This is a genomic window from Arthrobacter sp. 05L421 (genome assembly GCF_056397785.1).
In genome coordinates, this window is sequence record NZ_JBFTOC010000029.1 from 1 (window position 1) to 18,782 (window position 18,782).

An 18,782-nucleotide genomic window follows, 5' to 3' on the forward strand; every position below is an offset into this window, starting at 1 on the left:
ATCGGCCGTCATCTTGAACGGGTTGCGCGTGGCTACGTGCCCCGCGGTGGACCACCGCTGGAACGGGATGTCGCGGATCACCGTGCGGGACTTGAGGTCGATCATCGCCATGCCGCCGAGTTCGTAGGTGGCACCCGTGCCGGCGGCCGCGGTCTGCGGGAGGTTGGTGATCCCGCTGCAGAGCATTCTGGAGCTGGGTACGTACTGGCAGTCCTGGTAATCGACGTTGGTGCCGTCGAAGTCGATGCCGCCCGGGTGGTACATGACTACGCCCAGTCCCTCAGTCTTCTGCTCGCCCTGGCCGCAGTGACAGCGACCTTCGGACTCGTCCGCTCCAACACTGCCGTCACGGCCACTCGATTCGAGTGAGATATCAACCTGCCCTGGAGGCCGCCCAGGTTCAGCCTTCGCAGTCCTTGCAGTAGACCTCGGCGCCAGCCTGCCGGGCGATCTGGGAGCGGTGCCGGACCAGGAAGCAGGAGTAGCAGGTGAATTCGTCGTTGGCCTGCGGGATGACCTGAACCGTCAGCTCTTCGGCGATGAACTCGCCTCCCGGGACTCCGGCCCCGTCCAGCCCGTCGGCCTCGTCGAGTTCCTGGACGACGCTGCGGGCGTCCGGTGCGTTAGCGGACTGCAGTGCTTCCAGGGAGTTTTCCCGGCTTTCCTTGACGTCCGAGCGGACTTCGTCGTAGTCGGTTGCCACGTGGCTGGTTCTCATTTCTCGAGGGTTGACTAGGCTCACTGCAACGTACGGCAACCCGCAGTTGTTCCGCAGCCGCGGCCAGAATTGACGCCGGACGGCGTTGGCGGGTCACGCCATGAGTGTGGCGCAGGTCATCGCCGCAGACCAGGCCTAGGATCGACCAAATGATGCCAGGACGAATCGACGCTGCTGACGGGAAGAACGCTCTCAGCGTTGACGCGGGGATCCTCGAAAGTGTCTGGCGCCCCGGTTCTTTTGTCGACGCCGACGACGCCAGAGACGCCATGCTCGCTGTGGAACGCATCAGCGGGGGGACGCCGATGCCGATGCTCTCTGAGATGACCGACGTCGTGTTCAGCGCCGCGGCCCGATACCAGTTCGCACAGAGTAGGGGCGTGGTGGCCATCGCGGTTCTCGGATCCAGCGCAGTCGACAGGGTCATCGCTTCCGCCACGAGCCGGGAGACCAAATACCCGCACGAGTTCTTTACCTCAAGGACCGCCGCAATCACGTGGCTGAAGGAAGTTCTCAGCAGCCGCGAATAGGCACACAGCGGTGCAGGGTTTGGGAAGGATTCGCGCACGATTCAAGACAGACCGGTCTTTCCCGTTGTAATGTTGCTTCACGGTCTTCCGCCCCGTTCGCTCCACAGTTGTCTCAAGGGCTTCAGGGATCGTGGCCGGTTCCGGGCTCTGCCGGAACGGGAAACAAAGGATTAGGCAAATGTCCATTGAGTCCATTGAGTTGTCGTCCCGTCCGAAACGCCCACAGGAGGATCCGCCCGCGGACCCGTGGGCGAGGGAACCGGAGGGCAGCAGGGTACAGGGGATACGCCTGCAGGCCGCCGAGATCATCGCCGCGGTGCTGTCCGATTCCGCGCCGGGACAGGCCCGTGCAAGGGATCAGCTCCGTCGCCTGCTGCAGGCCAACCCGGGGCGGCCGGAAGTTGCGCTGGCGGCATACCTGATCGCTCTCAGGGAGGAACCTGCCCGGGGTCGCCGACCCGATCTGACCCTCGTCCATGGGCAAGCGGCGGAAGCCGAAACGCCCACGCAGCCCTCGCGGCCAGGCGCTGGGCGGCCGCCCGGGCCCCGCCCGGCTGCCCGCCAACCCCTCTTGCATCATCGTCCCACTGAGCGGGTGCACTATGGCCGCCCGGATCGGGCCGGGGTCGGCGGCTTGTACGGGGATGCCACCTAAACGCAACGAAAACCTAGACGCAACGATTCAGAAGGCGCGTGACGATTTCGCCATGCGTGTTCCGTTTCTGGAGCCAAGGGCTAAAGTGGCCGGGACGTACTCAGACCACGAAGGGGACTTGCCCCATGGCGCGCATTTTCATTACCGGCTCGACCGACGGACTCGGCCTCGCCACCGCCCGGACACTGTTGAACGAAGGCCACGAGGTCCTGCTGCACGCCCGCACCAGGGCACGCGCGGCCGCCGTCGATGACCTCGCTCCGCAAGCGGCCGGCGTCGTCGTCGGGGACCTCAGCAGCGCCGCCGAAACCCTGGACCTTGCCGAACAGGTCAATGCGCACGGGCGAATGGACGCCATCATCCATAACGCCGGCGTCTACCTTTCGCCGGGGCGCGTCGCGACCCCGGAGGGACATTCCCGGACTCTGGCGGTCAATGTTCTCGCCCCTTATCTGCTCACTGCACGGATCGAACGGCCCGGCCGCCTGATCTACGTCAGCAGCGGCATGCACCACGCGGCCAGCGGCAGTCTCCAGGATATCGATTGGACCGAACGTCGCTGGAATGCCAGCGCCGCCTACTCCGAGAGCAAGCTATACGTGACCGCGCTCGCTGCCTCCATCGCCCGGCACTGGCCCGACGTACTCAGCAACGCCGTTGATCCCGGATGGGTTCCCACCAAGATGGGCGGCCCGGGGGCTCCCGATGACCTGGCGATGGGCCATGACACCCAGAGGTGGCTCGCCGTCAGCAATGACCCGGCCGCCCTGGTCTCCGGCAACTACTGGTACCACCGCCGGCCGCGTAAGCCTGCCCCGGAGGTCACCGACACGGCCTTTCAGGACAGGCTTACCGACAAACTCGCCGAACTTACGGGCTTAGCGCTTTTCTAAAGTACGGACGACCAAGCCAAGCATCAGGCGGCCGTTTAGGTGTCCTGTCGATTCGCTGCGGCACGGCTCCGCGGCAACAGGAATCCGACCGCGACAAGCCAGAGGAGCCCGCCGAACCGCCCGATGGGCAGCAGGAACTGGAGCGGTTCGATCGCCATGGACAGGAAGCTCAGCTCGGCCAAGGCGGCGATGACAAGGCCGGCCCAGGCCAGCCAGCGCGGCACGAAGCGCAGGATGAGGGCCGGGACCGCGATCCCGGCTACGAGGAGCCCGAGGCCCACGACGTAGGCGACGCCGCCGGTGATGAACGCGAGAAACGACAGCGCGTGGGTCAGTGTCACGTCGGTGGTGATTTCCGGACGGCTCAGGACCCAGCCCACGGCGGCCGAGAGCATGAGGAAGACCGAGGCTGTGATGCCGCCAAAGAAACCGATCGCGGGCCCGGGGACGCGCACGCCGAGCCGGAGCTGCCGGGCGTAAACAGTGGCCGCGAAGATACCCAGCGGCACCGCTGAGCCGAATTGGAACAAGCTGGCGAGCCGCACCGCATCGGGGTTCCCGTGGAAATATGCCGCGACCTGGTCTGCGGGAGAGAACGGTGAGACAAATGTCTGGCCGCCAGCGAGGATCGCGCTGCTGAGCAGGCCGCCAACCGTGAGTCCCAGGCTCACTGCCGCCAGGATGCCCGGATTGGGGCCGCCCGATCGTGTCCGTGAAGAGGTGTGGTGGGGGGATAGGTCAGTCATGATCGCTTCTTTCCGATAATTACGTCACAATTAAAATGATTCACCTGTTGAATGATTCTGTCAATGGCGTAATATTGGGACATGGACTCACCGGACCCGTCGCGGTCGAAGCGAACTGCTTTCCTGCTGTCCCAGCTCGGGGCGCTGGCATCGGCACGCTTCGCCGAGCACACACGCGAGCTCGGACTGACCCCGAGCGACGCCGGCGTCCTCCGCCTGCTGGGCCGCACGCCCGGGCTGAGCCAGCGGTCCCTGGCCGACCGCCTGGGAGCGGTGCCGAGCCGGGTTGTTCCGCTCATCGATTCGCTGGAAGCGCGAGGCTTGGTGGCCCGCGTCCGCAGCAGCACCGATCGGCGGAACTATGAGCTTCGGCTGACGGACGAGGGCAGGAAGGTGCTGGGCAAACTGCGAGGGATCGCCGAACGGCATGAAGCCGAGATCCTGGCCCCGCTCACCAGCGAACAGTCTGCGCAACTGGGCAGCCTGCTGGCCCGGTTGGCCAGCGCCCATGCCCTTGACGCGGACCTCCATGGGGACACGCACCTGGGGTGAAACTGCAGTTGTCTGCACGGATTAATTGTCGGGGAAAGCAGTCCTTTTCAGCCGGCGAGCACTGTGGGATCATCCCGATATGGGCGAAAATACTGAACCGCGGGTGACCTTGCCCTCCGGCCCCGAGCGTCTGAAGGGCACGCATCACCGCGACGTTGATGGCTACTCAAATCCGATCACTCAGCAGCTTCGCATTGTCGGTCAGCGGCGCCGCGAAGCTGAAGAAAAACTCGACCGGCACCTGCTGGAAGCACGCGAGAGGGACTGAGGGCGGCATGGGGCGACGAAAGGCAGGCGCCCACAGGGCGCCTGCCTTCCTTTTTTCGTGTCCGGAACTATTTGGCGGCTACGGCGTAGGGCGAAGCCTCCTCGGACCTAGCCGCGGGCACCGCCGTGGCTTCGGTCTTGCGCTCCTTGAGGAGGTAGACGAGCGCGGCGGCGATTGTTGATGCCGCAGCGAGGGCGAAGAGCCCCGGTATGACGCTGCCGGTCTGTTCCTTGATGATGCCGAATCCGAAGGGGGCCACGAAGCCACCGAGGTTGCCCAGCGAGTTGATGATGGCGATGGCCGGCGCCAAGATGACGGGGTGCAGGCCAGACTGGGGGATAGTCCAGAACAACGGTGACGCGCTCTTGAAGCCCATGGCGGCGACGGCCAGGAATACGAGGGCCAGTACTGGAGTGGCGACGGCGGCTGCGAAGGTGCCGACGGCGGCGACCAGGAGCGCGACCACCAGCAGGGGCCGCTTGGATTTGGCTTTGTCCTGCCACTTGGCGGCGAAGTACATGGCGATCACGGCGCAGACCCAGGGGATGGCGGAGAGGAAGCCGACACTCAGGTCCGTGGTCCCGGGGATCTGCTTGACGATGCTGGGCAGCCAGAACGTGTTGGCGTAGATGGAGAGCTGCACGGAGAAGTAAATGCCGCAGAGCAGCAGAATCTGCGGGTTCAGGAGCATCTTCCAGCGGTTGACCTTTCCGCTGGGATTTCCGCCTGATGCGCGGACGTGCTGGGCGTCCTCATCCGCAATCGCCGCGGTGAGAGCAAACTTTTCGCCCGCCGTCAGCCATTTCGCATCCTGGATTTTGGCGTCAAGAACGAAAAATACGGCGATACCGACCACTATGGAAAGCAATCCTTCGAAGCCGAACAGCCACTGCCAGCCGCGGAGCCCCAGGACGTCGTGGAGGCTGAGCAGCAGTCCGGCCATCGGGCCGGAGAGCGCGGCGGCGACCGAGGATCCGGCGATGAAGATCGCCGTTGCCTTGCCCCGATGCCCGGCGGGCACCCAGCGGGCGAAGTAGAAGATGACGGCGGGGAAGAACCCTGCTTCCGCGGCGCCGAGGAGGAACCGCAGGGCGTAGAACATGGTCTCGTTCTGCACGAACACCATCAGAAAGGAGACGATTCCCCAGCTCACCATAATCCGTGCCAGCCAGACCTTGGCGCCATACTTCTCCATCATCACGTTGCTGGGCAGTTCGAAGATCGCGTAGGCGATGAAGAACAGCCCGGCCCCGAACCCGTATGCGGCAGCGCCGATCCCGACATCCGCCTGCAGGTGTTCCTGGGCGTAGCCGATGTTGGACCGGTTGAGCTGGTTGCACACCAACATGACGAGCATGATGGGCAGCACCCGCTTGAAGAACTTTTTCGTGGCAAGAGCCACGTCCGTGACAGCGTTGTCTACAGACCGCATGGAGATTTCCTTTGAATTGGCGACGCAGGTCGGCCGGGACAGGGGGTTGTTTGTGGCCCTCGCCACAGCGATTCTGACCTCAGGCGTTGCCGGGAGCGACGGCGCGCAGCCGCCGTCGTGAGTTCGCCAGATGACTCCGCATTGCCGCGGACGACGACGGTCCGTCGCCCTCCGCGATGGCGGCGACGATTGATTGGTGCTCCTGCACCACCTGATCGAAGTGCTCGGGCGCATCGTGCTCCCCGCCGCCCACGAGCCGGGCGCGGGGCATCGCAATCATGGTCTGCCCCAGGGAGGCGAGGCAGTCGGAGTAGAAGGGGTTACCGGAGGCTGCGGCAATGGCCCTGTGAAACTCGTAGTCAGCCTTCATGGCGTGTGCTGGGTGCGCCGCGCTGTCCGTAAAGTCTTCAAATGCCTTCCGCACGGCAGTCAGCTGCCGGTCTGTGTGGTTCCTGGCGGCGAGGGCTGCGGCCTCGGACTCCACCGCGATGCGGAATTCCAGCTGCCACAGGCGCTCCTCCAGGGTGGCCACCGGGCGGCTCCCGGCGGACTGCTGCGGCCCGCCCGGTGGCGGGGTCAGCGCAAAGCTGCCCCGCCCACGTTCGGTTTCCACCAGTCCCTCCGCCTGCAGCCTGGTCAGGGCCGAGCGGACCACGGTGCGGCTGACGCCGAATTCGCTGATCAGGGTGTTCTCGCTGGGCAGCTTCGCACCCGGCGCAATGACGCCGTCGACGATGCGGCGGCGAAGATCGCTGGCGAGGTCCGCAGTCAGGTTCCGGCTCATGGCTTCAAGGTTACTTGCCGAATTCCACAGACTCTGTTGTCCAGGCGCGCGCCTGCTCGCTGAGGGAGATGCCGAGCCCGGGGCGGTCCGGGACCAGCATGCGGCCGTTCTTTGTTTCGAGGCGCTCGTTGAACAGCGGATCGAGCCAGTCGAAATGCTCCACCCACGGTTCGCGCGGGTAGGCGGCGGCGAGGTGGAGGTGGATTTCCATGGCGAAGTGCGGGGCGAGGCCGAGTCCGCGCTCGTCGGCCAGGGCGGCGAGGCGTAGGAACTGGGTAATGCCCCCGACGCGCGGGGCGTCGGGCTGGATGATGTCACAGCCGTTGGCGCTGATCAGTCCCTTGTGCTCCGCGACCGAGGCCAGCATCTCACCGGTGGCGATGGGCGTGTCCAGGGCGCGGGCGAGCTCCGCATGGCCCTCGAAGTCGTAGGCGTCGAGCGGTTCCTCGATCCAGACGAGGTTGAATTCCTCCAGTCGCCGGCCCATCCGCAGGGCGGTGGCGCGGTCCCACTGCTGGTTCGCGTCCACCATAAGGGGCACGTCCCAGCCGATGTGCTCGCGGATGCCGGCGACGCGGCGCAGGTCCTCGGCGGTGTCCGGTAGACCGACCTTGATCTTGATGCCGCCGATGCCTTCGTCCAGCAGGACGGTGGCGCGGGCCTTGACCTCATCCAGGGTTGCGTTCAGGAAGCCGCCCGAGGTGTTGTAGGTCTGGACGGAGTCGCGGTAGGAGCCCAGGAACTTGGCCAGCGGCAGGCCGGCGCGCTTGGCCTTCAGGTCGTAGAGTGCGATGTCGATCGCGGCCAGCGACTGGGTGGCCACTCCGGAGCGGCCGACGGATGCCCCGGCCCACAGCAGCTTGGTGTAGAGCTTGCCGATGTCGTTGGGGTCCTCGCCGATGATGCCCTCGGCAAGTTCCTTGGCGTGCGCGTACTGGGCCGGTCCGCCGGCGCGCTTGGAGTAGCTGAAGCCGATTCCGCTGTGGCCTTGTTCGGTCGTGATCTCGGCGAAAAGGAATACAACCTCGGTCATCGGCTTCTGGCGTCCGGTGAATACTTTCGCGTCGCTGATCGGAACGGCGAGCGGAAGCCTGGCCGTGGACAGCTTTACGTGGCGGATGAGATCAACGCTGGTCATGGTTCTCCCTGGAGTTCCTGCGAGGCAGCTCCGCCCCGCTCAACTTAGGTTACAAGTTAGTTACTTGTATAACAAGTGTTGCGTTCCTCTTTCGAAAGACATTCTGGGCTGTGGGCAGCGCCCCCATGATCACGATGGTCAGCAGATGCTGCCCCTCGAGGCCGACGACGAAGCGGCCCAGGGTCCAGACGATCACAGGCATGGAAACTCAGCAGGGAATAGAGCAGCCCCACTGCCGCTGCGGAGAGCAGCGCCAGCGGGGCGTCCGTTCCCAGCGCGGCCCGGATATCGCTTCCGGCCACCAATGTGAACAGCAATGCCGGGGTTGGTGACGTAAAAGGCGGTGCGGGTCAGGGCACCCTGGACCTACGGTCCGAGGACCCGGAACCGGGCCGCGAGATATCCGACGGCGATGACGGAGCCGACAATTGACGTGTCTGCCCCGCGGCCCGGGATTTCTTCAGCGAACCATCCTCATCGAACAAGGCAGGGCCGCTTGGGGTCAAAGGACCAGCCGTCGACGTAGTACTGCATGCCTACGCTGTCATCGCGGGCGTCCAGGCCGTGTTCCAGGTACAGGTGGTGTGCCTTGTTCAGGGCGTCGCGGTCCAGCTCGATGCCGAGGCCGGGAGCGTCCGGAACCTTGATCGCGCCGTCCTTGATCTGCAGCGGGTCCTTGGTGAGCCCCTGGCCGTCCTGCCAGATCCAGTGCGTGTCCAGCGCCGTGATCTCGCCCGGGGCCGCCGCGCCGGTGTGGGTGAACATGGCGAGCGAGATGTCGAAGTGGTTGTTCGAGTGCGATCCCCAGGTCAGGCCGAATTCGGCGCACATCTGCGCCACCCGGACGGAGCCGTGCATGGTCCAGAAGTGCGGGTCCGCCAAGGGAATGTCGACGGCGTTGCTGCGGATGGCGTGGGACATTTCGCGCCAGTCCGTGGCGATCATGTTCGTGGCGGTTTTCAGCCCGGTGGCTCGGCGGAATTCGGCCATGACCTCGCGTCCGGAGAAGCGGCCTTCCGCGCCGCAGGGGTCTTCGGCATACGCCACCACGCCCTGCATGCGTTTGCCCAGGCGGGTGGCCTCCTCCAGGAGCCAGGCGCCGTTGGGATCAAGGGTGATTCGGGCCTCCGGGAAGCGCTTGGCCAGGGCCGTCACCACATCCACCTCGGCGTCACCGGAGAGCACGCCGCCCTTGAGCTTGAAGTCGCTGAAGCCGTACCGTTCCTGGGCTGCTTCGGCCAGGGCCACCACGGCCTCGGGCGTCATGGCTTCCTGCCGGCGGAGCTTTTCCCACCGGTCTGCGGGCGCGTCTTCCACCAGGTACGGCAAATCCGTCCGGCCGGGGTCGCCGATGAAGAACAGATAGCCGAGCATGGGCACCGAGCTGCGCTGCTGGCCGTCGCCGAGCAATTCCGCGACCGGAACCCCGAGGAACTGTCCGTGCAGGTCAAGGAGGGCGGATTCGACGGCGGTGACGGCATGGACGGTGGTGCGCAGGTCAAACGTCTGCAGGCCGCGGCCGCCGGCGTCGCGGTCGGCGAACTTCGCCGCGACGTCCCGCAGCAGGGAGCGGTAGCGGGCCACGGGCTTGCCGGCCAGGAAGGCGCCGGCCTCCTCGATGGTGGCGCGGATCTTCTCCCCGCCCGGCACTTCGCCGAGGCCGGTGCGGCCGTCAGAATCCGTGATGATCACGATGTTGCGGGTAAAGAACGGGCCGTGCGCGCCGCTGAGGTTCATCAGCATGCTGTCGTGCCCGGCGACCGGGACCACTTCAACGTGGGCAATGGTGGGCTGCGTGCTCACGCGTTGGCCTCCGCTTTCTCTGTTGCTGCCTCTTCTGCCGCGGCGGCTTCGACGACGCCGTCGATCCGGCGGTTGAGGTGCCAGGGGTTGGGGTCCTGCAGCGGCACCGGGAGCAGCTCCTGGGGCAGGTTCTGGTAGGCGACGGGCCGCAGGAAGCGGTTGATCGCCAACGTGCCCACGGAAGTGGTCCGGGTGTCCGATGTGGCGGGGAACGGGCCGCCGTGCACCATGGCGTGGCCTACTTCAACGCCGGTCGGCCAGCCGTTGACGATGATCCGGCCGACCTTCTGTTCCAGTACCGGGATGAGCGGTGCCGCCGCCCGGTAGTCCGCTTCGGTCAGCTGCAGGGAGGCGGTCAGCTGGCCTTCGAGCCGGTTGGCGGCGTCCACGAGTTCCTCGGTGGTTGAGTAGCGGATCACCAGGCTGGCGGCGCCGAAGATTTCCTGGTGCAGCACGGGGTTGGACACGAACTCGGCGACGGATGTGCCGAAGATGGCGGGAGCGGGGGCGTTCTTCGTTGCCCCTTCGGCGCCTTGCCCGATGACGCTGACGTTCCCGGCGGAGCCCAGGGCCCCGGCGCCTGCGTTCCAGGACCCGGCGATGCCAGCGGTCAGCATGGTCTGCCCAGCGCAGGAGGACACGGCCCGGCCGACGGCGGCAGCCAGTTTATCCCCTGCCTCACCGGCCGGGGCGAACAGCAGGCCGGGGGAGGTGCACAGCTGGCCGGAGCTGCCGGTGACGGCGGTGACGTACTGCTGCGCCAGCGCATCAATTTCTCCGGCGGTGCCGGCGAGGGCGCCGGGGAAGACAAAGACCGGGTTGAGCGAGGACATTTCCGCATAAACCGGAATGGGTTCCGGCCGGGCGGCGGCGGTGCGCATCAGGGCGATGCCGGCGGACTGCGAACCGGTGAAGCCGACGGCCTTGATGGCCGGATCGGCGACGAGGGCCTGGCCGATGCTGGCCCCGGGGCCGTAGATCAGCGAGAAGACGCCGGGGTGCAGGCCCAGGTCCTTGACGGCCTTGACGATGGCCTGGCCGACGAGCTCGCCCGTGCCGGGGTGGGCGTTGTGGGCCTTGAAGACCACGGGACAGCCGGCGGCGAGGGCGGAGGCGGTGTCTCCTCCCGCCGTCGAGAACGCGAGCGGGAAGTTGCTGGCGCCGAAGACGGCTACCGGGCCCAGCGGGATCTGCCGCTGGCGGATGTCGGCGCGGGGGAGCGGCGTGCGCTCCGGCAGGGCCGGATCGATGCGGACCCCGCGGAAGTCGCCCTGGCGGACGACTCCGGCGAAGAGCCGGAGCTGGCCGGTGGTGCGGGCACGTTCGCCGTGGAGTCTTGCGGCCGGCAGCCCAGTCTCCTGACCCGCGCGGGTGACGAGTTCCTCACCGATCGCCTCGATGTTCTCGGCAATGGCCTCGAGGAACCGGGCGTGGGTTTCCGGATTGAGCGTGCTGAAGGATGGGTAGGCCGCCGCTGCCGCTGAGGTGGCGTCGTTCAGTTGCTCCTCGGTGAGCAGCGTGTAGCCGGGCTCGAGCTGGGCATTGGTGGCGGGATTGAAGGCGTGGGCCGTCTTGCCGTCCCCGGCGACGGCCTGGCCTGCGATGAGTGAGCGTCCGGTGAGTGTCACGGTGCGTCCTCCTAGGAAACGGTAGCGATGAGGGACTTGAGGTCTGCGAGGTCCTGGGGTGCCAGGTTCTGCAACGGCGGACGGACTCCGCCGGCGGAGCGGCCGATCGCGTCGAGGCCGCCCTTGACGATCGAGACCGAGTAGCCTTTCACCCGGTCGCGGATGTCCAGGTACGGGATCACGAACTCGTTGAGCTTCTTGTTGACGGCGATCCGGTCCTGGTTGCGGACGTCCTGGTAGAAGTCCAGGGCAAACTGGGGCACGAAGTTGTACATGGCGCTGGAGTAGGTGCTCATGCCCAGCTGCAGCAGCGGGAGCGCGAAGGTCTCCGCCGTCGGGAGGCCGCCGAGGTAGAACAGGCGGTCGCCGAGCTTGGCGTACACGCGGGCATCGTGCTCGAGGTCGCCCACGCCGTCCTTGAAGCCGATCAGGTTCTCGTGGCGGTCGGCCAGCGTGGCGACGGTGGTGTCCTTGTAGATCGCGTTGGCACGGTTGTAGATGATGACGCCGAGGGAGGTGGACCGGCAGATGGCGCTGACGTGTTCGATCAGGCCGCCCTGGTCCGCTTCGGTCAGGTAAGGCGGGAGCAGCAGGATGCCTTCGGCGCCGGCGGCTTCCGCGGCGCGGGCGTTCTCGACGGCCTGGGCAGTCGAGCCGCCGGCGGAGGCGAGAACCGGGACGACGCCGCCGACTTCCTCGACGGCGGCCCGGACCACACGCTCGGATTCGGCCGGGGTCAGCGAAAAGCCTTCTCCGGTTCCGCCTGCCGCGAAGAGTCCGGCCACCGGGAAGCTGGCCTGCCAGGCGAGGTGCTTGCGGTAGTTTTCCTCATCAAACTGCAGCTGGGCATCGAACGAGGTGACGGGGAAAGAGAGCAGGCCGTCCTTGAGGACGTTCGCCAGTTCCTGGGGTGTGTACTTTGCCACGATGTGGTCCTCCGGGTGAGCGCCGTGATGGGCGGGTGGGGTGTTGGTTCCATTTCAGCCTAAGCAGTGGATCTATGTCTGTCTAAGCCTATTTCTGTATGGGTTGATACCCTTTATGCATTGCTGTGATGCGGGGTCAGCAGGCGAGTATCCGCAAACGTGTCCGTCGTGACAGTCCATGAGCGTGCTTGTTCACTGATGCTGAATCCCAGGCCAGTCAAGTAATTCGGGCATTCACCATCGCGGGGATTCCAATTCGTAGTCAGGATGAAGGCTCTGCATGTAGCCGGTGTCGTCACGGTTGAGCATGCCGGACTGCAGGTACTGCTCATGGAGCCGTGCCAGGGCATCGCGGTCCAGCTCGACGCCGAGCCCCGGCGCGGTGGGAACACCCACGGCCCCGTTGCGGAACACCAGGGGTCCCGGCACGATGACGTCCTCGTCGGGTTCCTTCCACGGCCAGTGGGTGTCGCACGCATAGTCAAGGTTGGGGGTGGCCGCAGCGAGGTGGACCATGGCGGCCAGGCTGATGCCCAGGTGCGAGTTGGAGTGCATGGACAGCCCCAAACCGAAGGTCTCGGTGATGCCCGCCAAAGCCTGGGAGCGCCGAAGGCCGCCCCAGAAGTGGTGGTCAGAAAGGATCACGTCCACGGCTCCGACGTCGACGGATCCAGGCACGTCGCCAAAACTGACCACACACATGTTCGTCGCGAGCGGCATGGACACGTTGCGTCGCACTTCAGCCATGCCGTCGAGACCCGGCGTGGGGTCCTCTAGATACTCCAGCACCCCGTCGAGGTCCTTGCCCACACGGATGGAGGTCTCCACGGTCCAGGCGGCATTGGGATCGATCCGCAGTGGGAGGTCCGGGAACGCGTCCCGGAGTGCTTTGATGGCGGCCACTTCTTCCTCTGGCGGAAATACGCCCGCCTTGAGCTTGAGGGCTGTGAAGCCGTAGTCGTCCACCATCCGGCGGGCCTGCCGGACGATGCCTTCCGGATCCAGCGCCGCTCCCCAGGAGTCTTCCTCGTGGCCGGGGTGCCCGGCCCATTTGTAGAAAAGGTAGCCACTGAAGGGGATTTCGGCCCGCACCGCGCCACCGAGCAAGTCGCTCACGGGACGCCCGAGGATTTTTCCCTGGATGTCCAGCGATGCCACGTCGAACGGGGAAAGCACCCGGTCCGGTGTGCTGGAGCCGGTGACCATGCCGGACATCCCGTGGCCGCCCACCGTGGTGTCGGCGCTCAAGGCCGTGATGACCCGGCGCCGCATGTCATTGATGTTGAAGACGTCCGCCCCGGCCAGGGCCCCCGCGGCCAGCCGCAGGCGTTCAAGGTGCGGGGCGTCCCCGTAGGTTTCGCCGAGGCCCGAGATTCCGGTGTCGGTGGTGACTTCCACGATGGCCCTCAGCGCAAACGGCTCGTGCACGCCGACTGCGTTGAGAAGGGGAGGATCCTTGAATGCCACCGGAGTGATGGTGATGTCCTTGAACCGGTGGGGTCCGACGGGGCTGACTGGCTGGTTCACGGCTCTGATACTCCTGGCGTGGCGGTCCGCGGCCCGGTGTGGGCTGCTGGAGGGGGGACTGGGGCGGGCTTTAGGACTTTTCGCCGGCTTTCACGGCCAGGACCGGCCGGTCGGCCTGCAGGAGGATCCGCTGGGAGTGGCTCCCGAGGATGAACTTCCCCACCTGCGACCTCCGGCGGAGTCCGATGACGATCAGGGAAGCATCGATCTCGTCGGAGATGTCGATGAACTCATCAGTGAGGTCGTCCGTGTGGCCCGGCTGGCGGATCGACGCCGTTACCCCGGCATCGTGGGCCCGCTTCAGCAGTGCGGCAACCTGGTCAGCGGAGGCGAGGGCGGCGTCTACCGGCGCGCCCTTGCGCGGCGAATTGAGAATGACGATGTTTTCGCTGCGCAGCTTGCCCTCGGCGATTCCCGTATCGAGTGCTGCCTCGCCTTCCGGGGTGGGCACGTAGCCGATCAAGATAGTCATACCGTTTCCTTTTCCTTTTCCGTGTGCGGTGCCGTGGTCTGTGACCGGTTGGCCCGTGCTTTCTTGACTGCTTTCTGCAGCAGGGGCAGGAGTACCACCAGCAGGAACAGGAGCAGGAGAACACCCGAGATGGGGCGCGTGACGAAGCCTGCCGGATCGCCGCCGAACAGGAGCAGGGAGCGCCGCAGGTTCTCCTCGAGCAATGATCCGAGAACAAAGGCCAGCACCAGCGGGCCCGGCTCAAAGCCGAACTTCTTCATGAGGTAGCCGAGGACGCCGAAGGCGATGACCAGCCAGATATCGAAAATGCTGTTGTTGATGGTGTACACACCGATCAGGGTGATGAGCACCGTGATCGGTGCCAGGATTGCGGCCCGGATCCGGAGGATTTTCACGAAGACGCCGACCAGCGGAATGCTCATGATCAGCAGCAGGATGTTTCCGATGTACATCGAGTTGACGACGCCCCAGAACAGCTCCGGATTGTCCGCCACGAGCTGCGGTCCGGGGGTGACGCCCTGGATCAGCAGCGCACCAAAGATGATCGCCATGGTGGCGTTGGCCGGAATGCCCAGGGTCAGGAGCGGGATGAAGGACGACGTAGCCGCGGCGTTGTTCGCACTTTCCGGTGCCGCGACACCCTCCACTGCCCCGCGGCCGAACCGCTCGGGGTTCTTGGCGCGTTTCTTCTCCATGGCGTAGGCCGCCAGGGAGGCGATGGTGGCACCGCCGCCGGGCAGGATTCCCAGGAAGAATCCCAGCAGCGAGCCCCGGCCGATAGCCCCGGACGATTCCTTGAGGTCCTTTCGCGAGGGCCAAACGTTGGCCACTTTGGCGGGTGCCTGCACCTTGTTGTGGCGTTCCTCGAGGTTGTACAGGATTTCGCCGAGCCCAAAGATGCCCATGGCGATTGGAACGAAGTCCAGGCCGTCCGAGAGGGACAGGCTGCCGAAGGTGAACCGCGATTCCCCCGTGAAGCCGTCGCGGCCCACGGTTGCCAGCAGCAGCCCGAGGGAAGCGGCGATGATCGATTTGATTTTGCTGCCGTTGCTCACGGTAGCGACCAACAGGATGCCCAGCATGGCGAGGGCGGTGTACTCCGGCGGCCCGAAGCTGAGGGCGAAGCCGGCGACGATTGGTGCCAGGAGCGTCAGCCCGATGATGGATACGGTTCCTCCGAAGAAGGATCCGATGGCCGCTATCCCGAGCGCCGTTCCCGCCCGGCCCTGCCGGGCCAGCGCGTAGCCGTCAAAGACGGTGACCACGGAGGACGCTTCGCCTGGCAGCCTGAGGAGGACCGAAGTGATGGTGCCGCCATACTGCGCGCCGTAAAAGATGCCGGACAGCATGATGATGGCAGTCACGGGTTCCACGCCGTAGGTCAAGGGCAGGAGGATGGCGATGGTGGCCGCCGGGCCAAGGCCGGGGAGAACGCCGATGAGCATCCCGATGACGACGCCGATGAGGCAATACAGCAGGTTCGTGGGTTCCAGCACGACGCCGAATCCGTTGAGGACTGGTCCGAAAATGTCCATGATTTTCCCTAGAAAAGGTGGGGGATGGGCACGCTGAGTGCCACGACGAAGATCAGGTAGAAGGCGGCGGTGACGATTGCGCTCAGGAGGGTCGACATCCGCCACGTCTCCTTGCCAAGGAACCTGAGCCAGAAGAACGTGAGGAGCAACGTGGGGATCTCAAAACCGGTCAGGCCGATGACGAGGACGAACCCGATCAGGGTCCCCACGCCGGCAGCGACCTGCCAGCTGGAAGAAGAAAACGCCTCGGCGTCCAGGGTCTTGCGCCCGAAGAGCAGCAGTGCCACGGACAGAACCGCCATCACCAGGCTGATGATGAGGGGCCACATACCGGCTTCCGGGCGTTCCGGGGTGCCGATGCCCATGGACAGCGACAGTGCAACGCCGGCAACACCGAGCAATGCCGTCACGACACCCGCCGCCACATTGGCGAGAGGCCCGGCAGCCGGGGGCCGTTCCTCGTCCCATTCAGCTGCCAGTTGTTCGGCCGTCAGCGGCTCGACAGGATCGGCTTCGGCTGCTGAGTACCCGGTGCCGGAGGCTGCGTGCGCGGTGGAGGCGACCGGGGGAGCCTCCTGCTGGGAGCTTGACGTCACTTCCCGCCGCCCAGGTTCACGTCGTACTTCTGTGCAAGTTCCTTGAACTTCGCCGCATCCGCTGCCCAGTCCTTCGCGACCTGTGCTCCGTCGTTTTCCGCTGCAGTAAACAGGTTTTGCTTGTTGAATGCCTTGTACGCGTCGGAGGCGAAGGCGGTCTTGAAGGCTGCCCGCAGTTTCTCGAGCACCGGCTCCGGGGTGCCCTTCGGCGCCGCGACGGCCCTGAACTGCGAAACCGGAACGTCGTAGCCCGCTTCGATGGCCGTCGGAGTGTTGGCCAGGTACTGGTTCCGTTCCTTCGAGAAGACAACCACCGGGTTGAGCTTGCCCGCCTTGATCTGCGGCATCGCTTCGGCCAGCTGGATGGTGGCAACATCGACCTGGTTTCCCAAGAGAGCAGTCATGGCGGGAGCGCCGCCGTCGAACGGCACATCGGTGCCTTCGATTCCGGCCTGCTTGAACAGCAGGGCCTGGGCGAGCTGGCTGCCTGTGCCGACGCCGGTGGTGGCAAAGTTGAACTTCTTCCCCGCCGTGGTGAGCTGCTCCATTGTCTTCATCCCGGAACTGGCATTTGTGACCAGAACGTAGTCGTCCTGGGAAATCCCGGTGATGACCTCGTAGTCCTCGATCTTGACAGTTTCATCGGCCGACACGGCCAGCGGGGTGATGGCGAAGAGCGAGGCATTCAGGATGACGAGCGTCTGGCCATCCGCCTTGGCGCCGCCGACTTCCTTGGTGGCGAGTGCGCCGTTGGCGCCCGGCTTGTTGACCACCGGGATCGGTGCGCCCAGGCCCGAGCTGGCGTTCTCCGCCAGGGCGCGGCCGATCAGGTCCGTGCTGCCTCCGGGGGCCGCCCCGATGGTCAGCGTCACGGGACCCGACGGGAACTTGCTGCCGTCCGCCGGGGCGCTGTTGCCTGCAACGTTGCCGCCACAGGCGGTCAGGGCCAGGGCGAGTGCGAGGCCGGTTCCCGCGCCGAGAACAGAGCGTCGGCTGAAGGTGGACTTAATCATGAAGATTCTCCCTTGAATGTTCGCTGCGAGGATGGAGCCGTTCTCGGTGAGTTCCGTCACGTCGGCGGCTCCCACTGAACATTAGGGTGGTCAGTGATGCGTGTCCAAGACGATTAAGGCATGGCGTGATACTGTTTCGGCATTATGTATTCCCTGGACCAACTACGTGGCTTCGTCGCCGTCGCTGAGGAACTCCACTTTGGCCGCGCTGCCGTGCGGCTCAACATGACCCAGCCGCCCCTGAGCCGGCAGATTCAAAAGCTCGAAAAGTCAATCGGCGTGCAGCTGTTTGAGCGTGACAACCGGGGCGTCGCGCTGACGGCCGCCGGCTCGGCTTTCCTCACGGATGCGGTCAAGCTGCTGGAACTCGCCGAAGCCGCGCCAAGCATGGCCCGGAGAATATCCCAGGGCTCGGCCGGCTTCGTCCGCATTGGCTTTACGGCGGCATCGACGTTCGGGCTGCTCGGTGCCCTGCTCAATGAGATCTCGAGCGCGCTTCCGGATGTCGATATCGACCTGCGCGAGATGGTGACCAAGGACCAGACAGCCGCCCTGATCAACGGCGAGATTGACCTCGGGCTAGCCCGCCCGCCCTTTGATGAGGACCTTTTCGATTCGCGCCTGCTCTATCGGGAGCCGATCATGGTGGCGGTCCCCGCAGGGCACCGTTTCACCCGCCTGGACCGGCTCGTGAGCGTCGAGGACCTGCACGGCGAAGACCTGATCATGCACTCGCCCACCCAGGCGCGCTACTTCTATGACCTGGTGATCAGCCTGGTCTCATCCCACCCCACGTTTGTCCACACGGTCAGCCAGATTTTGACCATGATCTTCCTGGTCGCGGCCGGGCGGGGAATAGCCCTGGTCCCACAATCCTCAACGGCCCTCGGCATCGAGGGCGTGGAATACATCGAACTGGGTGGTTTCGAGACCGATCCGGTCGAACTGCATGCCATCTGGAGGCGGGAAGCCCGTAATCCGGCGCTGCGCCGCGTGCTGGATCTGATCAGCGGGGCGGCCGACTAACCAGGTTGCTGGTACCGGTGGCCGGCGTCGACGGCGGCTGCCACCAAGCGGTCGAAGCTGGCGGTCCCGTTCTCCGGAGGGACCACCGTGAAGACGGCGACCCATTTCTCCGGCGCATTCCTCTCCAGCGTTGAAGCCCGGGCCACATGCAGGTTCAATCCGGGCAAGCCGCTGACAAGGAGCGGAAGCTGCTCGCCGCTCTTGGTCATGTGCCGGAATTGCTTGACCGACAGTTGGTCGCCAGGGCTGCTGGTGACCTCGGCGAGGGTGTCATTCACCCGCTTGGTCAGCCCCTTCATGAAGCGCCTCTGGGCCGAGACTGTGCGCACCGTGAGGAGCGCGGCGAAGAGGAAGATAAACAAAACCATGGCACCGAAACTCCTGAGGAAGGGCAGGAAGATCATCAGGAACAGGCACAGGACCAATCCGAAAATGCTGGAAATGATGAACTTGAACACGGGGTTTTCGCCAGGTTTCTTTGACCAGCGAACAAGAGCGACAGTGTCCTTGCGGGGCTGATCGCGCCGTGAAATTTCCATG

The 18,782-nt window shown here is 65.3% G+C and carries 20 protein-coding genes; 5 read left to right on the top strand and 15 right to left on the bottom strand.

Annotation, left to right across the window (positions count from 1 at the left end; translation table 11 throughout):
* The coding region (locus AC1DKQ_RS20545) for a DUF6454 family protein (RefSeq protein ID WP_476920030.1) at positions 1-264 on the bottom strand (264 nt) is incomplete at its 3' end.
* A 136-nt stretch (positions 265-400) separates the two neighbouring features.
* Complete coding sequence (locus AC1DKQ_RS20550) at positions 401-703, bottom strand: DUF4193 domain-containing protein (protein WP_476920049.1); 303 nt, start codon at positions 701-703, stop codon at positions 401-403.
* A 164-nt stretch (positions 704-867) separates the two neighbouring features.
* On the opposite strand from AC1DKQ_RS20550, the gene AC1DKQ_RS20555 reads away from it, so the two are divergent.
* Together AC1DKQ_RS20555 and AC1DKQ_RS20560 are read left to right on the top strand one after the other, a co-directional pair.
* The gene (locus AC1DKQ_RS20555) at positions 868-1,248 is read left to right on the top strand and encodes a DUF7793 family protein (protein ID WP_476920031.1); all 381 of its coding nucleotides are present in this window, start codon (positions 868-870) and stop codon (positions 1,246-1,248) included.
* 780 nt (positions 1,249-2,028) lie between these two features.
* Positions 2,029-2,796 (top strand): SDR family NAD(P)-dependent oxidoreductase, encoded by a 768-nt coding sequence (locus tag AC1DKQ_RS20560; RefSeq protein ID WP_476920032.1) that lies wholly within the window; start codon positions 2,029-2,031, stop codon positions 2,794-2,796.
* 35 nt (positions 2,797-2,831) lie between these two features.
* On the opposite strand, the gene AC1DKQ_RS20565 is transcribed toward AC1DKQ_RS20560, so the two are convergent.
* Complete coding sequence (locus tag AC1DKQ_RS20565; RefSeq protein WP_476920033.1) at positions 2,832-3,542, bottom strand: hypothetical protein; 711 nt, start codon at positions 3,540-3,542, stop codon at positions 2,832-2,834.
* A gap of 81 nt (positions 3,543-3,623) precedes the next feature.
* On the opposite strand from AC1DKQ_RS20565, the gene AC1DKQ_RS20570 reads away from it, so the two are divergent.
* Together AC1DKQ_RS20570 and AC1DKQ_RS20575 are read left to right on the top strand one after the other, a co-directional pair.
* Positions 3,624-4,094: a MarR family winged helix-turn-helix transcriptional regulator gene (locus AC1DKQ_RS20570; RefSeq protein WP_476920034.1), complete on the top strand. Its 471-nt coding sequence runs from the start codon at positions 3,624-3,626 to the stop codon at positions 4,092-4,094.
* Between the two features lie 79 nt (positions 4,095-4,173).
* On the top strand, positions 4,174-4,362 hold the full coding sequence (locus AC1DKQ_RS20575) for a hypothetical protein (RefSeq protein ID WP_476886170.1): 189 nt from the start codon (positions 4,174-4,176) through the stop codon (positions 4,360-4,362).
* Between the two features lie 67 nt (positions 4,363-4,429).
* Here the strand turns inward: AC1DKQ_RS20575 and AC1DKQ_RS20580 are convergent, their stop codons facing one another.
* The 11 genes from AC1DKQ_RS20580 to AC1DKQ_RS20630 all read right to left on the bottom strand — a co-directional run bounded on the left by AC1DKQ_RS20580 (position 4,430) and on the right by AC1DKQ_RS20630 (position 17,276).
* A complete protein-coding gene (locus AC1DKQ_RS20580; RefSeq protein WP_476886169.1) occupies positions 4,430-5,794 on the bottom strand; it encodes an MFS transporter in 1,365 nt (454 codons plus the stop codon).
* A 79-nt stretch (positions 5,795-5,873) separates the two neighbouring features.
* Positions 5,874-6,578: a FadR/GntR family transcriptional regulator gene (locus AC1DKQ_RS20585; protein WP_476886168.1), complete on the bottom strand. Its 705-nt coding sequence runs from the start codon at positions 6,576-6,578 to the stop codon at positions 5,874-5,876.
* Between the two features lie 10 nt (positions 6,579-6,588).
* The gene (locus AC1DKQ_RS20590) at positions 6,589-7,716 is read right to left on the bottom strand and encodes an L-talarate/galactarate dehydratase (RefSeq protein ID WP_476920035.1); all 1,128 of its coding nucleotides are present in this window, start codon (positions 7,714-7,716) and stop codon (positions 6,589-6,591) included.
* A gap of 474 nt (positions 7,717-8,190) precedes the next feature.
* A complete protein-coding gene (locus AC1DKQ_RS20595; RefSeq protein WP_476920036.1) occupies positions 8,191-9,519 on the bottom strand; it encodes an enolase C-terminal domain-like protein in 1,329 nt (442 codons plus the stop codon).
* Positions 9,516-11,147 carry an aldehyde dehydrogenase (NADP(+)) gene (locus tag AC1DKQ_RS20600; protein ID WP_476920037.1) on the bottom strand — a complete coding sequence of 544 codons (1,632 nt, stop codon included), beginning with the start codon at positions 11,145-11,147 and terminating at the stop codon, positions 9,516-9,518. The genes AC1DKQ_RS20595 and AC1DKQ_RS20600 overlap by 4 nt, the downstream gene beginning before the upstream one ends.
* A gap of 11 nt (positions 11,148-11,158) precedes the next feature.
* A complete protein-coding gene (gene kdgD / locus AC1DKQ_RS20605; protein ID WP_476886164.1) occupies positions 11,159-12,073 on the bottom strand; it encodes a 5-dehydro-4-deoxyglucarate dehydratase in 915 nt (304 codons plus the stop codon).
* 234 nt (positions 12,074-12,307) lie between these two features.
* Entirely contained in the window at positions 12,308-13,600 is a 1,293-nt protein-coding gene (locus AC1DKQ_RS20610; protein WP_476920038.1) for a glucarate dehydratase family protein, read from the bottom strand.
* Between the two features lie 70 nt (positions 13,601-13,670).
* Positions 13,671-14,072 (bottom strand): universal stress protein, encoded by a 402-nt coding sequence (locus AC1DKQ_RS20615; protein WP_476886162.1) that lies wholly within the window; start codon positions 14,070-14,072, stop codon positions 13,671-13,673.
* Positions 14,069-15,607 carry a tripartite tricarboxylate transporter permease gene (locus tag AC1DKQ_RS20620; protein ID WP_377984834.1) on the bottom strand — a complete coding sequence of 513 codons (1,539 nt, stop codon included), beginning with the start codon at positions 15,605-15,607 and terminating at the stop codon, positions 14,069-14,071. Before AC1DKQ_RS20620 ends, AC1DKQ_RS20615 begins: the two co-directional genes overlap by 4 nt.
* Positions 15,608-15,615: 8 nt before the next feature.
* Positions 15,616-16,203: a tripartite tricarboxylate transporter TctB family protein gene (locus AC1DKQ_RS20625; protein WP_476920039.1), complete on the bottom strand. Its 588-nt coding sequence runs from the start codon at positions 16,201-16,203 to the stop codon at positions 15,616-15,618.
* Complete coding sequence (locus AC1DKQ_RS20630) at positions 16,200-17,276, bottom strand: tripartite tricarboxylate transporter substrate binding protein (RefSeq protein ID WP_476920040.1); 1,077 nt, start codon at positions 17,274-17,276, stop codon at positions 16,200-16,202. Before AC1DKQ_RS20630 ends, AC1DKQ_RS20625 begins: the two co-directional genes overlap by 4 nt.
* A gap of 84 nt (positions 17,277-17,360) precedes the next feature.
* On the opposite strand from AC1DKQ_RS20630, the gene AC1DKQ_RS20635 reads away from it, so the two are divergent.
* Complete coding sequence (locus AC1DKQ_RS20635) at positions 17,361-18,242, top strand: LysR family transcriptional regulator (RefSeq protein WP_476886159.1); 882 nt, start codon at positions 17,361-17,363, stop codon at positions 18,240-18,242.
* On the opposite strand, the gene AC1DKQ_RS20640 is transcribed toward AC1DKQ_RS20635, so the two are convergent.
* The gene (locus AC1DKQ_RS20640; RefSeq protein ID WP_476886158.1) at positions 18,239-18,781 is read right to left on the bottom strand and encodes a hypothetical protein; all 543 of its coding nucleotides are present in this window, start codon (positions 18,779-18,781) and stop codon (positions 18,239-18,241) included. The two genes, AC1DKQ_RS20635 and AC1DKQ_RS20640, sit on opposite strands and share 4 nt — an antisense overlap.
* Position 18,782 lies beyond the last annotated feature (1 nt).

Bases quoted from the DNA above. Each gene is read 5' to 3' on its own strand.
- AC1DKQ_RS20555 (WP_476920031.1), top strand. From the start codon at position 868: ATGATGCCAGGACGAATCGACGCTGCTGACGGGAAGAACGCTCTCAGC.
- AC1DKQ_RS20560 (WP_476920032.1), top strand. From the start codon at position 2,029: ATGGCGCGCATTTTCATTACCGGCTCGACCGACGGACTCGGCCTCGCC.
- AC1DKQ_RS20565 (WP_476920033.1), bottom strand. From the start codon at position 3,542: ATGACTGACCTATCCCCCCACCACACCTCTTCACGGACACGATCGGGC.
- AC1DKQ_RS20570 (WP_476920034.1), top strand. From the start codon at position 3,624: ATGGACTCACCGGACCCGTCGCGGTCGAAGCGAACTGCTTTCCTGCTG.
- AC1DKQ_RS20575 (WP_476886170.1), top strand. From the start codon at position 4,174: ATGGGCGAAAATACTGAACCGCGGGTGACCTTGCCCTCCGGCCCCGAG.
- AC1DKQ_RS20580 (WP_476886169.1), bottom strand. From the start codon at position 5,794: ATGCGGTCTGTAGACAACGCTGTCACGGACGTGGCTCTTGCCACGAAA.
- AC1DKQ_RS20585 (WP_476886168.1), bottom strand. From the start codon at position 6,578: ATGAGCCGGAACCTGACTGCGGACCTCGCCAGCGATCTTCGCCGCCGC.
- AC1DKQ_RS20590 (WP_476920035.1), bottom strand. From the start codon at position 7,716: ATGACCAGCGTTGATCTCATCCGCCACGTAAAGCTGTCCACGGCCAGG.
- AC1DKQ_RS20615 (WP_476886162.1), bottom strand. From the start codon at position 14,072: ATGACTATCTTGATCGGCTACGTGCCCACCCCGGAAGGCGAGGCAGCA.
- AC1DKQ_RS20620 (WP_377984834.1), bottom strand. From the start codon at position 15,607: ATGGACATTTTCGGACCAGTCCTCAACGGATTCGGCGTCGTGCTGGAA.
- AC1DKQ_RS20635 (WP_476886159.1), top strand. From the start codon at position 17,361: ATGTATTCCCTGGACCAACTACGTGGCTTCGTCGCCGTCGCTGAGGAA.
- AC1DKQ_RS20640 (WP_476886158.1), bottom strand. From the start codon at position 18,781: ATGGAAATTTCACGGCGCGATCAGCCCCGCAAGGACACTGTCGCTCTT.